The 13859-nt window shown below is 74.3% G+C and carries 9 protein-coding genes, 2 tRNA genes and 2 pseudogenes; 8 read left to right on the plus strand and 5 right to left on the minus strand.

What is annotated here, in order from left to right; genetic code table 11:
- Positions 1 to 274: 274 nt before the first annotated feature.
- Positions 275 to 5470: a PAS domain-containing protein gene (locus tag ABZ920_RS11505; protein ID WP_361501863.1), complete on the minus strand. Its 5196-nt coding sequence runs from the start codon at positions 5468 to 5470 to the stop codon at positions 275 to 277.
- A gap of 589 nt (positions 5471 to 6059) precedes the next feature.
- A complete protein-coding gene (locus ABZ920_RS11510; protein ID WP_361501866.1) occupies positions 6060 to 6551 on the minus strand; it encodes an SSI family serine proteinase inhibitor in 492 nt (163 codons plus the stop codon).
- Positions 6552 to 6721: 170 nt separating this feature from the next.
- On the opposite strand from ABZ920_RS11510, the gene ABZ920_RS11515 reads away from it, so the two are divergent.
- Positions 6722 to 6812, plus strand: a tRNA-Ser gene (locus ABZ920_RS11515).
- A 275-nt stretch (positions 6813 to 7087) separates the two neighbouring features.
- A tRNA-Arg gene (locus ABZ920_RS11520) sits at positions 7088 to 7160 on the plus strand.
- Positions 7161 to 7381: 221 nt separating this feature from the next.
- Here the strand turns inward: ABZ920_RS11520 and ABZ920_RS11525 are convergent.
- The 3 genes and pseudogenes from ABZ920_RS11525 to ABZ920_RS11535 form a co-directional block, all read right to left on the minus strand.
- Positions 7382 to 8218: pseudogene (locus ABZ920_RS11525) on the minus strand (protein kinase).
- A 70-nt stretch (positions 8219 to 8288) separates the two neighbouring features.
- Entirely contained in the window at positions 8289 to 8705 is a 417-nt protein-coding gene (locus ABZ920_RS11530; RefSeq protein WP_361501868.1) for a hypothetical protein, read from the minus strand.
- A 200-nt stretch (positions 8706 to 8905) separates the two neighbouring features.
- Positions 8906 to 9148 (minus strand): hypothetical protein, encoded by a 243-nt coding sequence (locus tag ABZ920_RS11535; protein ID WP_361501895.1) that lies wholly within the window; start codon positions 9146 to 9148, stop codon positions 8906 to 8908.
- Between the two features lie 107 nt (positions 9149 to 9255).
- On the opposite strand from ABZ920_RS11535, the gene ABZ920_RS11540 reads away from it, so the two are divergent.
- From ABZ920_RS11540 to ABZ920_RS11565, 6 genes and pseudogenes are all read left to right on the plus strand, one after another.
- Complete coding sequence (locus ABZ920_RS11540; protein ID WP_361501871.1) at positions 9256 to 9999, plus strand: XRE family transcriptional regulator; 744 nt, start codon at positions 9256 to 9258, stop codon at positions 9997 to 9999.
- A 2-nt stretch (positions 10000 to 10001) separates the two neighbouring features.
- The gene (locus ABZ920_RS11545) at positions 10002 to 10472 is read left to right on the plus strand and encodes an NUDIX domain-containing protein (RefSeq protein ID WP_361501873.1); all 471 of its coding nucleotides are present in this window, start codon (positions 10002 to 10004) and stop codon (positions 10470 to 10472) included.
- Positions 10473 to 10761: 289 nt separating this feature from the next.
- Entirely contained in the window at positions 10762 to 11634 is an 873-nt protein-coding gene (locus ABZ920_RS11550) for a DUF2797 domain-containing protein (protein ID WP_361501875.1), read from the plus strand.
- A gap of 4 nt (positions 11635 to 11638) precedes the next feature.
- Positions 11639 to 12544 (plus strand): amidohydrolase family protein, encoded by a 906-nt coding sequence (locus tag ABZ920_RS11555; protein WP_361501898.1) that lies wholly within the window; start codon positions 11639 to 11641, stop codon positions 12542 to 12544.
- A gap of 127 nt (positions 12545 to 12671) precedes the next feature.
- Positions 12672 to 13412 (plus strand): response regulator transcription factor, encoded by a 741-nt coding sequence (locus tag ABZ920_RS11560; protein WP_361501877.1) that lies wholly within the window; start codon positions 12672 to 12674, stop codon positions 13410 to 13412.
- Between the two features lie 4 nt (positions 13413 to 13416).
- Positions 13417 to 13626: pseudogene (locus ABZ920_RS11565) on the plus strand (two-component sensor histidine kinase); the annotation flags it as partial.
- Positions 13627 to 13859 lie beyond the last annotated feature (233 nt).

Genomic DNA, 13859 nt, shown 5'->3' on the forward strand with positions numbered 1-13859 from the left:
GACGACGGCGCGGTGCACGTCCCTGCCGGGGGTGCGGCATGCACTCCTGACGCACGTCTGTGCCGGGAGCGGCATGGACGTCTCGGCGGCGCACACTTCTGTGCCGGATGTGGCAGGTACGCGTGGTGCCGGCCAGCGTCGGCCGGCACCGACGGCGTGGCGCAGCCGCCGGACGGCCGGCGGGGGACCGGACCCACCGAGGGCGGCCGGTGAAAAACCGGACCCGCCGAGGACGGGCGGCAGGGAGCCGGCCGTCCTCGGCGGGTCCGGTCGCTCAGTTGGTGCCGATCCGGGCCAGCAGGTCCACGATCCGGTCCTGCACCTCACCGCTGGTGGACCGCTCCGCGAGGAACAGCACCGTCTCGCCGGAGGCCAGCCGCGGCAGGTCGGCCGGATCGACGGCGGCCGTGTAGACGACGAGCGGGGTGCGGTTGAGCTGGCCGTTCGCGCGCAGCCAGTCGACGATCCCGGCCCGGCGCCGGTGCACCTGCATCAGGTCCATCACGACCAGGTTCGGCCGGAACTGCCCGGCCAGCGTCACCGCGTCGGCGTCGCTCGCCGCCCGCGCCACCTGCATCCCGCGCCGCTCCAGCGTCGCCGTCAGGGCCAGCGCGATCTCCGCGTGCTCCTCGATCAGCAGGACGCGCGGCGGGTGCTGCTCGCTGTCCCGCGGCGCCAGCGCCTTCAGCAGGACGGCCGGGTCGGCACCGTACGCCGCCTCGCGCGTCGCCTGCCCGAGTCCGGCCGTGACCAGCACCGGAACCTCCGCCGCGACCGCCGCCCGCCGCAGGGACTGCAGCGCGGTGCGCGTGATCGGCCCGGTCAGTGGGTCGACGAACAGCGCGGCCGGGAACGCGGCGATCTGCGCGTCCACCTCCTCGCGCGAGTGCACGATCACGGGCCGGTAGCCGCGGTCGCTCAGCGCCTGCTGCGTGTTCACGTCCGGCGCGGGCCACACCAGCAGCCGCCGGGGGTTGTCCAGCGGCTCCGGCGGCAGCTCGTCGTCCATCGGCTGCGGCCGCGGGGTGTCCGCGATCTCCACGGCGCCGCCCGGACCGTCGAGCGGCTCGGGTCCCTCGGCCGCGTTCACGTCCGGGGCTCCTATGGCGTACGACCGTCCGGCCCCCTCGGTGGCCGGTGCGAGCCGGGACTGTCCGGCCAGGGACGGCTGCGCCGGGGGCTGTTCGGCCGGCGGCTGCGGACGGGCGGCGCCGGGCCGCTGCTCCGCCTGCGCGGCGGCCGGGTCGGGCCGCGTGCCCAGCTTGCGGCGGCGGCCGGAACCGCCGGTCGCGTGGGGAGGCGGCGTGGCGGAACCCGGCTGCGGTGCCTGGGCCTGCGCGGCCTGCCGGCTGAACGGCACCCCCTGACCCAGCGTGCGCACGCTGATCGCCCGCCCCTGCGTGGAGGTGGGGTCGCCCGACGCGGCGGCCTCGGCGGGCAGCGGCTGGGCGGCACGGGTGGCACCGGCGGGCTGCCCGGCCGGCGGTGCGACCGGCTGCCCGGGCGCCGCGGCCTGCTCGGGCGGCAGCGGGGTGCCGGGCGCGGGCGTGGGAGTGCCCTGCGCCGGCGTGCCGGGGACCGGGCCGGCCGCGTTCGGCACGGGCACGGCCTGGGCCGGCGGGACGGGGACGCCGGGGGGCAGCGGAGTGCCGGGCACGGGCGGGGGCACCGGGGCGCCGGGTGCGTTCGGCGGGACGGGGCCCGCGGCGCCGTTCGGCGGTACGGGCGCGGGGGTGCCGTTGGGTGGTACGGGAGCACCTGCACCCGGCGCGCCGGGGGCGCCGGCGGTGTCGCCGGTGCCGGGCCACTGCTGCGGGAGGGGAGTGCCCGCGCCGGGCGCCGGCTGCGCGGCGGGAACGCCCGGGACGGGGACGCCCTGGGCGGGAGCCCCCTGCGCCGGGACGGGCCCGCCCTGGACGGCCTGGCCGGGGACGGCCTGCGCCGGTGCGGTGGGGACCTGCGCGGGCTGGGCCGCGCCCTGCCCGGGAAGCGGCTGGGCGGCGAGCGCCTGACCGGGAAGCGGCTGGGCGGCGAGCGCCTGACCGGGAGCGGGGGCGTTCGGCGCGGGAGCGGGACCGGCCCCCTGAGCGGGCAGCCCCTGCACCGGCGGAACCGGAACCGGAACGGAAACCGGCTGCTGCCCCGGCAGCTGCTGTGCCGGCACCGACTGCCCCGGTACCTGCGGCGCCACCACCGGCTGCCCCGGCGCCATTTGAACCGGGACGGGCTGGCCGGGAGTGGCCTGCGCCGGTACGGGGACGGGCTGGCCGGGAGTGGCCTGCGCCGGTACGGGGACGGGCTGGCCGGGAGTGGCCTGCGCCGGTACGGGGACGGGCTGGCCGGGAGTGGCCTGCGCCGGCACGGGGACGGGCTGGCCGGGAGTGGCCTGCGCCGGAACCGGGACGGGCTGGCCGGGAGTGGCCTGCGCCGGAACCGGGACCGGCTGGCCGGGAGTGGCCTGCGCCGGAACCGGAACCGGCTGGCCGGGAGCGATCTGCGCCGGCACGGGAACCGGCTGACCGGAGGCCGCCTGTCCGGGCGCCGGGACAGCCTGACCGGGAACCGGCACACCGGTCGGCGGCACGGCCTGCGTGGCGGGCACGGGCTGCCCCGCGGTGCCCTGCGCCGGGACGGCGGCCGCCATCTGGCCTTGCTGTCCCTGAGGAGCCTGACCTGCCGGCTGTCCTGGCGGGACCTGCCCCTGAGGCATCGGCTGCGCCTGCGGCATCTGCGGGCCCGGCGCGACCGGGCCGCCCTGCTGCGAAACGGCACCGCCCTGTCCGGGCACGGCGGGCTGCGCGGCGGAGCCCGCCACACCCTGCGCCCCGGTGCCCGCGGCGGGACCCGCCTGCGCGGGCACCGCGGCCACGCCGGGCGCCCCGGAGGGCTGGGCCACCGCGCGGCGACGACGCCCCGTCGGCGCGCTCGCCGGATGCGGCTGAGGCGGGGTGTGGTCGTCGGACTGGTCCTGGGGCACGGCGTCGTGCCGGCCGGCGTCGGCCACGGCGTCGACGGGGGCCGCCTGAGCCGGCACCTGCACCTGCACCGGCTGCCCGCCCTGGCCGGGCTGTCCCGGCTGCGCCTGCTCGGGGCCGGGGCCGGAGGGCCGGTCCGCCTCGGCGGGCGGCAGGGCGAAGACCGCACGGGGGGCCGCCTCCTGCGCGGCGGCCCGCTCGGTCGCCGCGGCGAGGGCACGCCGGCGGCGCCCCGTCGGCTGCGCGGCCTGCGCCCCGGAGCCGTCCGCCGCTTCCGGGGCGGCGGGGAGCGCGGCGGGCAGCGCGTGCGGCTCGCCGCCGTCGCGCCGGGCCCGCCGTCCGGTGGGTGCGGGCACGCCCTGCGGCGGCACGGTCCCGCCGAGGCCGGTGCCCGCCGCCGCGGTCCCCGCCGCGTGTTCGGCCGCCGTCACCACGGCCCCCTCGGCCACGCCCGCGTCGTCGGCGGGCCGCCCGCGCCGGCGTCCGGTGCCGCCGGAGCCGTCGGCACCCTGAGCCGGTACGGGCTCGGCCTCCTGGGCCGGACCGGCCGCGCGCCTCCTGCGCCGCCCGGTCGGAGCCGACTGCCCGTCCGGGGCGTCGCCCTCGCCGTCGCCCTCCAGGAACGCGTCGGTGGAGGCCCGCCGGGCCCGCCGCCGTCCGCGGGCCGAGGCCGGCTCGGGAACGTCGGCCTCCGCGGAGGCACCCTGCCCGGCGCCGGGTCCGGCGACCGCGGCCGGATCCGCACCGAATCCCTGGCCGTGGCCCTCTTCCTGGCCCTGATCCTGATCCGCGTCCTGTGCCTGCACGGGGCCGGGGGCGGCCGCCACGGCACCCGCGCCACCGCCGAGCGGCACCTCCAGGACGTACGCGTTGCCGCTCATCCCCGGCACTTCGTGCGTCTGCAGCACGCCACCGTGCGCCCGCACGATCCCGCGCACGATCGGCTCGTGCACCGGGTCTCCCCCGGTGTACGGTCCGCGCACCTCGATGCGCACCACCTCGCCGCGCTGCGCCGCCGCCACCACGACGGTGTTGTCCATGTAACCGCCCGCCGACACGGGCGCGTTACCGGTCGCGTCGACGCCGGCGACGTCCGCGACGAGGTGCGCCAGCGCGGTGGCGAGCCGCTGGGGATCGACCTCGGCCTCGATGGGCGGCGCGTGCACCGCGAACTGCACCCGCCCCGGGCCGACGAGCTCGACGGCCCCCTCCACACCGGCGGCGACGACCGCGTCGAGCATCACCTTCGTCCGGGTGATCTCCTCGCTGCCGGCGTCGAGACGCTGGTATCCGAGGACGTTGTCGATGAGGGTCGTGATCCGCGAGTAGCCGGCCGACAGGTGGTGCAGGACCTGGTTGGCCTCGGGCCACAGCTGTCCGGCGTCGTCGGCGGCGAGCGCGGCCAGCTCGCGGCGCAGCTCGTCCAGGGGGCCGCGCAGCGACCGTCCGAGCAGGGTCAGCAGTTGCTCGTGCCGGGCGGCCAGGGCCTCGTAGCGGTCCTTCTCCCGCTCGCCGAGCGCGGCGTACCGGTCCTCGTTCGCGGCGAGTTCCTCGGCGTGCCGTTCGGTGAGCTCCTCGATCTCGGTGGCGTGCTGCCGCCGCAGGTCGGCGAGTTCGGAGGCGTGTTCCCCGGCGAGCCGTTCCAGCTCCTCGGCGTGCTGCTTCTCGGCGTCGGTCTTCTCCTCGGCGAGCGCGTCGTAGGGACGCCGGTCGGTGAAGGTCATCACGGCGCCGACGAGCTGGTCCCCGTCGCGCACGGGCGCGGTGGTCAGGTCGACCGGCACCTTGTCGCCGCTCTTGGACCACAGCACCTGCCCGCGCACCCGGTGCTTGCGTCCGGAGCGCAGGGTGTCGGCGAGCGGCGACTCCTCGTACGGGAAGGGCGAGCCGTCGGCGCGGGAGTGCAGGACGAGGGTGTGCAGCTCGCGGCCCCCGAGCTCACCGGCCCGGTAGCCCAGTATCTGGGCGGCGGCGGGGTTGACGAGGACGATCCGCCCGTCGGTGTCGGTGCCGACGACGCCCTCCGACGCGGCGCGCAGGATCATCTCCGTCTGCCGCTGCGAACGCGCCAGCTCGGCCTCGGTGTCGACGGTGCCGGACAGGTCGCGCACGACCAGCATCAGCAGTTCGTCGCCGGTGTAGCCGTGGCCGTCGTAGGCCTGCTGGCCGTTCTCCAGGTTCGCGCTCGTGACCTCGACCGGGAACTCGGTGCCGTCGGTCCGCCGCGCCGTCATCCGGGTCGGCTTGGTCCGCGCCCGCGGATCGATGTGGTCGGGGCGCCGCATGGACCCCGGGATCAGTTTGGAGTCGAACTGCGGCAGCAGGTCGAGCAGCCCCCGCCCGACGAGGGCGGTCCCCGGCGCCTCGAAGGCCTCCAGGGCGATGGTGTTGGCGTTGACCACGGTCCCGTTGGCGTTGACCAGCACCAACGCGTCGGGGAGCGCGTCGAGTATGGCAGCGAGGCGAGCAGCGCCTCGGGATGGCCTGCTGCTCACGAGACGCTTCCTCCCTGTTACCGCACCTTGCCGACCGCGGGGGCCATCTTGCCAACCGGTCCCCGACGTGTCACGCGAGGGAGTCTATGCGCTGCGGCCGGCTCGCGACGCGGGATGAGGAGGAGGCCCCACGACGAAGTGACGGGCAAGGTGTGACCGTTCACCGCGTCCTCCCGGTGGGTTCCCCCTCTGCTTCGCAGGACCTTCGCGGGACCTTTACGGGCCGACTGCCGCGGCGGTCCCGGAGCCGTGCGCGCACCCCGTCACGCGCTCGCGGACGGCTGCCGGCAGGTCCGGGACGGGGACGCACGCACGGGCCGCATCCGCGCGCGGGCTCCGCGAGGGGACGTACGACGACGTCACGCACCGCGAGCCCGCGGACGGCTTCGGGGTCGTCCACGGCCGACCGGGGAGGCGTCTCCCCGCTCGGACCGCACGACCGGCCGGAGGCCAGGGGCGAGCGACCGGCCGCGGACCCCGGGGGCGACCGGCCGGCCGCGGAACCTGGGGCGGCGTCGGCCGGGGGCCCCGTGGCGGCGGCAGGGGCCCGCCGGGTCCAGGGCGTAGGCCCGCCCTGGACCCGGCGGGCCTACGCCCCCATGTCGGGCAGGAGCGGCACCAGCCGGTTCCAGCGGTCGATCTGGCAGCCGTTGCTCCGCTCGTACGTCGTGTCGACGGGGCGCCCGGACCACGTCCCGGTGACGTGGGCGGTGGCCGGTCCGCCGTACCTCATGGTGCACACGCTGCCCTCCGGCACCGGCGCGAAGGGGTCGCGGCCCCAGCGGGTGTTCCGGTCGAGCGCGTCGCAGGCTCCCCGCACGTCCGGGTGCCTGCCGCGGCCGGGACGGCAGTGCACCTCGTACGTCCCGTCCCGGCCCTGGCCGGCGTGCCGGACGGTAACCGTGAGGTGGTCGCCGGCCCGGTCGTCGTCACGCACGGGCGGGGGCGCGGCGGCGAGGGCTGCGGAGGGTACGGCGCACAGCGACGCGAGGGCGACGGCGGGGGCGGCGACGGCGAGGAGGAGGCGCCGCAGGGGCCCGCGCGCGGCGGCCCCGGGTGCGGGGGAGCTGACCTGGACCATGCCCGGACCAACGGCCGGCGCCCCGGAACGTTGCGCACGGGCGCCACGACGCGAAGGGCTTTGCCCTGCGGCCTGCCTGCCTAGTACCGTGGACGTCGATTGGTGACACCCCGCTCGACTGTGTCATCATCTGCACGCACCACTCGCGCGCCGGCGTGAGCGGTTGTGCTGGAGGCGTCGCCTAGTCCGGTCTATGGCGCCGCACTGCTAATGCGGTTTGGGCCTTAAAGCCCATCGAGGGTTCAAATCCCTCCGCCTCCGCGCCTGATCACCGAAGCCCCGGTCCCACGGACCGGGGCTTCGCTGCGTGTGCGTGTCCGGGACCTTTTGTGCGCTGCCGGGCCGGCCGCGACCGCCGCCGAGCCGCCCCGACTCCCCCGCCCACGAGTGTCCCCGTGACCACCCCGATGGGCGTTTCCGCAGCTCACAAGGGGCGTGCGGAACGGATTTCACATGACGGCGGCAGTCATGTAATGTTCTTCCTGTCGCCGCGAGCGGGCCGAAAGGACCGGGAGCGAAGACGAAAAACAGAACAAGCACTCGTAGCTTAACGGATAGAGCATCTGACTACGGATCAGAAGGTTGCAGGTTCGAATCCTGCCGAGTGCACACAGATCAGAGGCCCTGTGGATCACCCCACAGGGCCTCTGGCTTTTTCCTTGACGGCAGTGTTTGACGGCAACCGCGTCAGCCGGCGGGAGCGGGACCGATCAGACGGCTAGGAGGGCACCAGCCGCGCCGTCGTCAAAGCGGCCCGCCTACGACGGGCCGCGCGATGAGCGGCGGGGGCCGCCGGGGGTGGCCCGGTCTTCTGGTTGTGGGTCTACGGCTCAGCTCAGGGCTTTACCGACCTCGTGGATCGTGGGCCTGTCTTCGGGCGCCCGGCTGAGCATGGCGTCGATCAGTTCGCCCAGCTCGCCATGCACCTTCACAGGCCGGCGCTTGCCACTTGCGACAGCTCGCCTCTGCTCGGGGCGCGGTGCGTCGTCCGGGTACTCGACGGCCCGCCAGCCTGTGGCGGAAATGAGCAGGGACGCGCCGAGCGCATAGATGTCGGCTTCCTGCGTAGGCTCCGCCTCTCCGGTCGCAAGCACGCTGCGCGCGATCTCTGGCGCCTCGTAGTGGACGAGGCAGCCGCGGAACGGAAAGTCGTACCCTTCGGGGACGTGTCCGCCGCGTGCCAAGGCCAGGTCGATGAGGTGCGTGCGATCCGGGCCGACGATGAAGTGTGCGGGCTGCACGTCGCCGTGGGCCCAGCCCTTGCCGTGCAACTCGGCCAGCGCCTCTACACAGCCGAGGGCCGCACTGGTGTGAGGTTCCGTACGAGAGTCCGGCTCACGACAGGGCTTCCACAGCTCCTACAGGTCGGGCCCTTCGTGCCACGGCTGGAAGTTCCAGGTGCCCAGCTCCCATTCGCCGTACGCGAAGTCGTCGAGGCCGAGTCGGTACAGCACGGCCCCCTCGCGTGCGGGAGCGAGTGCCGTCCAGGGCTGGGCGGGCCAGTCGGCCGCAGCCTCGATCGGGTAACCGACCTTCGCGGCGTACTGCCCCCGATGGCTCTCGACCTCCCAGACCATCGAGCCGCGGCGATTGACGACCAGACGCTGAGCCTTGGGCATCAGTGCGTCGAGCACGACCATCGGCAGTTCAGGGGGTGTCCCGGACAACGTCTGTTCTCCTTCCGGGCGGCGCGGCCGACCCCGCGTCGAGGCCGGCCGCGTCGCTGGTGTCGTGTCGCTACGCCTGGCCGTACGGACGGCCGCAGTCCGCGTCGCACTGCGCGAGGTTCGCGCCGTCCACGGTCCAGAGGTCGTCGAAGACCATGAACCCGGCCGCCTTCATCGCGTGCGCGGACGCGACGACCTTCTTCGGGTCACGGGGCCCTCCGCCCGGCATGGGGTTGTGGTGGAGGAAGCGGCCGGCGTACCGGTCGCAGAGCGCGGCGTACTCCTTCGTGTGCAGGATGAGCGCGTGCAGACCGAGGTCCACGTCGTCGGACGGGACCATGGGGACGGTCGCGGTCGCGGCGGTCACCACGAAGGCCACCGCCTGGTCCGCGATCCGCTCGGCCCGTTCGCGGGACTGCCGGTTGTGGACGATCACGAAGTGGGTGAGGCTGTCGAACAGCTCTTGCTCTGGCACTTGCGCCCGCATCGGTCGCCGAGGCACGGCCTATGGCGACCGGGGGATGGAAGGCCGACCCCGAACGGGGAAGGGGGAGCCAGGGAAGGTGGCACCCCGTTCGGGGCGGCCGGTCTACTGGCTGGTGCCGAGGGCCATGCCGATCACCAGGCCACACGATCCGCTGATCATGATGATGAACAGGACCCCGGCATACCGGCCGATGGCGCGCATCACAGGCCGTCCCGGCTGTTGCCGTTCTTGATGGCCAGGCGGGCGCTCAGTTCTTCCCGCGCGGTCGGGGCCACCACGTTGTCCGGCAGGGCATCCCACTCGACGCCGCCGCCGACGGGCCTTACCTGCACCCGGGCGCCGACCTCGCCCATGACGACGCCGATACGTCCACTGGCAGTGTCCTTCGCCAGTTCCCCGATGCCTGGTCTGGTCTGCTGGTTGCTCGCCATGCGGACGAGCATCCTGCCGCTCATCAGGACGTCGGAACCTCCGACAAACCCCACTTCGGGACGTCCCGTGTCAGGTAGAACGTCCCTAGTGCCGTCCCCAGGTGTTAGGAGAGATTGGGATGCCGAACGAGGGCTTACGTGCTGCCATGGCGGCCGGCGGATGGACGTACGCCGCCCTTGCGGACAGGGTCGAAGTCGACCCCAAGTCCGTTGAAAGATGGGTCAACCTGGGGCGTACGCCGCGCCGAGCCACGGCCATGCTGGCAGCGGAAACACTAGGAGAAGACGTGCACGCTCTATGGCCCGCGCTCCGGCAGGCACGTCCTGCCCGCGCTGTCAGTCCGGAACTTGTGGCCCTCTACGACCAGCGGGCGGACATCCCCGTGTCCACCTTCGTGGACATGCTGAGCCAGGCGCGCGAGCACATCGACGTGCTGGTGTACGCCGCCGTCTTCCTGCACGAGGCGTACCCGCGGCTCAACGACTTGTTGCGAGAGCGAGCGGACGACGGGTGTGCGGTCCGTATCGCGATCGGCGACCCGGACAGTACACATGTCCAACAGCGCGGCGCGGAGGAGAGGTTCGGCCACGGGATCGAGTCCCGTTGCCGACTCGCCCTCATGCACTACCGCCCGCTTGCCGGGGTACTTGGCATCGAGGTGCGCACCCATGCCACCACGCTCTACAACTCGATCTATCGTGCGGATGACCAGGCACTGGTCAATGCGCATGTCTGGGGCGTGAACGCCTACGGCGCTCCCGTGTGGCATCTCCGGCGCAGCGGAAAAGGCGGCATGTTCGACACCTACGCCAGCAGCTTCGACGCGGTCTGGGAAAGCGCGACGCCGGTACGAGAAGGGTGACCATGGCACGGACCGAGTACTACGACGACCCAGCGGCACCTGAGCCGAACAGCCTGGTGGTCGCCGCGTCCGCCGTGGTCACCGATGACAAAGGGCGCGTACTCCTTCAGCGCCGCCGGGATAACGATCTGTGGGCGCTACCTGGCGGCGGCATGGAGATGACCGATTCACTCCCGGGAACGGCCGTCCGCGAGGTGAAGGAAGAAACCGGACTGAGCGTAGAGATCACCGGGCTCGTGGGCACGTACACCGACCCTCGCCACGTCATCGCCTACTCGGACGGTGAGGTGCGCAGGCAGTTCAACGTCTGCTTCACCGCCCGCGTGGTCGGGGGCCGGCTCGCCATCTCGGACGAGTCCACGGAGCTGCGGTTCGTCCAGCCGGGGGAGATCAATCAGCTGCCGATGCACCCCACGCAGCGGCTCCGGATCCGTCACTTCCTGGAACACCGTGAGCGTCCCTATCTTGGCTGATAGCACCGGCGACCCTGTCATAGATCGTCCCGTTACGGGAGAGGCGGCAAACCGTCGTCCGGCTCGGCCTCGCGCCGCTCGGGGGCCGGAGTTCCCGCCTGTCCCGGGATCGCCTAGGCTCCGCGTCGCGGCGATCGCGTACGCCGCGAGCCGGTGCCACTGTTCCGAGCTGACGGCAACCCTGACGGCAACGCCGGCACACAGAGAGCGCGCGTCCCGCCGGGTGTGCGCCGCGCACAGCCGCGCACAGGCCCGGCCGTTGTCAGTGCCGTTTCCTACAGTGAGGGCGATGGCACAGGTGTGGAGGTGTGCGGGGCTGCGGTGGGCGTCGTCCGGTCCCGAGCTGGAGTGGCACGGGGGGCGCAGGAGCGCGCTGCCCCGGGGGAAGCGGGTGGCGTTCGAGGTCGCGGACGGGGGGACACGGACGTGCCGGGGGGCGCGGGGACGCGCGTGTCCGGTGCGGGCGGTCGTGCCCGGGCGCAGCACGGGGGCGCGCTGCGAGGAGTGCGCGCGCCTCGACCGGGCGCACTCCGTGGCCGCCGACACGTTCGCGGACGACCCGCGGCCGTACCGCGTCTACCTGGCGTGGTTCGGCCCCGGCATGACCAAGGTCGGGATCACCGCGCTGGAACGGGGCACGGCGCGGCTGCTCGAACAGGGCGCCGTCTGCTTCAGCTGGCTCGGTGCCGGGCCGCTGATGGCCGCCCGGCGCTCCGAGGAACTGCTGCGCGCCGCGCTCCGGGTGCCCGACCGGATCCCGTACGCCGACAAGCGGGCCGTGCGGTCCGCGCTGCCAAAGACGGCGGCCGCCCGGGCCGCCGAGATCGAGGACCTGCACGCCCGGGCCGTGGCGCTCGGCGGCTGGCCGGAGTCGCTGGAGCGGGAGCCGTTCCGTCCCGTCGACCACGCGGAGGTGTTCGGCCTGGCCGGTCTGCCAGCCCCCGTCGGCCAGGTCGGCGAACTGGTCCCGGGCGGCGCCGTGAGCGGCGAGCTGGTCGCCGCCGCCGGTCCGGACCTGCACCTGGCGACCGACGGCGGAGTCGTCGTGCTGGACACCCGCCTGATGACCGGGTGGGAGCTGCGGCCTACGGTGGGCGGTGGTCTGAGCGTTCCGGTGTGCGGGTGCAGGGAGGCGGCGGGTGTGCAGGACGAGCTCTTCTGAGCGTATTGGGGAGGACGTCACCGGGGCCGAGCCGGCCGAGGTGCGGCGGTTCTGGCGGCGGCTCGGCGTGCCCGGCCTCGTCGACGTCCACACCCACTTCATGCCCGAGCGCGTACTGCGCAAGGTCTGGGACTACTTCGACGGGCTCGGCCCGCTCACCGGCGGCATCGAGTGGCCGATCGCCTACCGCGAGGAGGAGGCCCGACGGGTCGCGCTGCTGCGGGAGTTCGGGGTGCGCGCGTTCACCGCGATGCTCTACCCGCACAAGCCGGGCATGGCCCGGTGGCTGAACGGCTGGGCGGCCGACTTCGCCCGCCGGACGCCCGACTGCCTGCACACCTCCACCCTCTTCCCCGAGGAGGGCGTCGAGTCGTACGTGCGGGAAGCGGTCGAGGCGGGCGCCCGCGTCTTCAAGGCGCACGTCCAGGTGGGGGCGTACGACCCGGCCGACGCCGTTCTCGACCCGGCCTGGGGCCTGCTCGCCGACGCGGGGATCCCGGTCGTGATCCACTGCGGTTCGGGGCCGGCGCCCGGCCGGCACACCGGGCCCGGTCCGGTGGGGCGGGTGCTCGCCCGGCACCCCCGGCTGCGGCTGGTGGTCGCGCACCTCGGCATGCCGGAGTACGAGGACTTCCTCGGCCTCGCCGAGCGGTACGACGAGGTCCGGCTGGACACGACCATGGCGTTCACCGACTTCAGCGAGCGGCTCGCCCCGTTCCCCCGGCGCGCCCTGCCCCGGCTGGCCGGCCTCGGCGACCGGGTCCTGCTCGGCTCCGACTTCCCCAACATCCCCTACCGCTACGCCCACCAGCTGGACGCCCTGCGGGACCTCGGCCTCGGTGACGACTGGCTGCGCGCGGTGTGCCACGACAACGCGGCGCGGTTGTTCGCCCTGCCCGCCGGCGCCTGACGGCGGGTCAGCGGACGGGCCCCGGCGCGCCGTTCCCCGGCGTCCGCCGAGACGTCCCGTGCGGTTCTCAGCGAAATCACAGACGGGCGAAAGGGCCCTCTCAGAGGATGCCGACAAGGTGTCCGCCATGACCCCGACGTCGCCCAAGGGGCGCACCGAGCTGCTGAGGCCGGACGGGAGCCCCGTCCGGGTGCTGGTGGTGGACGACGAGCTGTCGATCACCGACCTGCTGTCCATGGCCCTGCGGTACGAGGGCTGGCGGATCCGCAGCGCGGGTGACGGGCAGGGCGCGCTCAGGGCCGCGCGCGAGTTCCGCCCGGACGCCGTCGTCCTGGACATGATGCTGCCGGACATGGACGGCCTGTCCGTCCTGGGGCGGCTTCGCCGCGAGCTCCCCGACGTCCCCGTCCTCTTCCTGACCGCCAAGGACGGCGTGGAGGACCGCATCGCCGGTCTCACCGCGGGCGGGGACGACTACGTCACCAAGCCGTTCAGCCTGGAGGAGGTCGTGGCGCGGTTGCGCGGGCTCGTCCGCCGCTCGGGCGCCGCCGACCGGCGCTCGGACGCCGTGCTCGTCGTCGGCGACCTCACCCTCGACGAGGACAGCCACGAGGTGTCCCGGGGCGGGGAGGACATCCACCTGACCGCCACCGAGTTCGAGCTGCTGCGCTTCCTGATGCGCAACCCGCGCCGGGTGCTCAGCAAGGCGCAGATCCTGGACCGGGTCTGGTCCTACGACTTCGGCGGGCAGGCCAACGTCGTCGAGCTGTACATCTCCTACCTCCGGCGGAAGATCGACGCCGGCCGCGAGCCGATGATCCACACCCGCCGCGGCGCCGGCTACCTGATCAAGCCCGCGACGCCGTGAGCGAGTGCCGGCGGCCGGGTCCGCGCGGGCGGTGGGCGGGAGGCCGCGCACCCTGCGGACACGGCTCGTCGCCGCCTCCGTGGTGCTGACCGCCGTCGTCTGCGCCGTCACCGGCACCGTGACCACGCCGGCGCTGCGCTCACACCTCTACGAGCATCTCGACGGCCGGCTCGGCGAGGTCGCGGCCCGCGCGGCGGGTGTGTTCGGGCCGCCCGACGGCCACCAGGGCGTCCTGGAACCGCCCCGGCAGCAGGCCGCGGAGATCGCGCACACGTGACGCCGCTGTGCCCCGTTATCTTCTTCGCGGTCCTGCAAGAGGGCCGCTGGCCTCCGGGCCCGGCATGACTGTTGCCCCCGTTATCTTCTTCGCGGTCCTGCAAGAGGGCCGCTGGCCTCCGGGCCCGGCATGACTGTTGCCCCCTGTCGAAGGGATGACCTGGGGGGTGG

Source organism: Streptomyces sp. NPDC046831 (genome assembly GCF_040645305.1).
Taxonomy (GTDB): domain Bacteria; phylum Actinomycetota; class Actinomycetes; order Streptomycetales; family Streptomycetaceae; genus Streptomyces.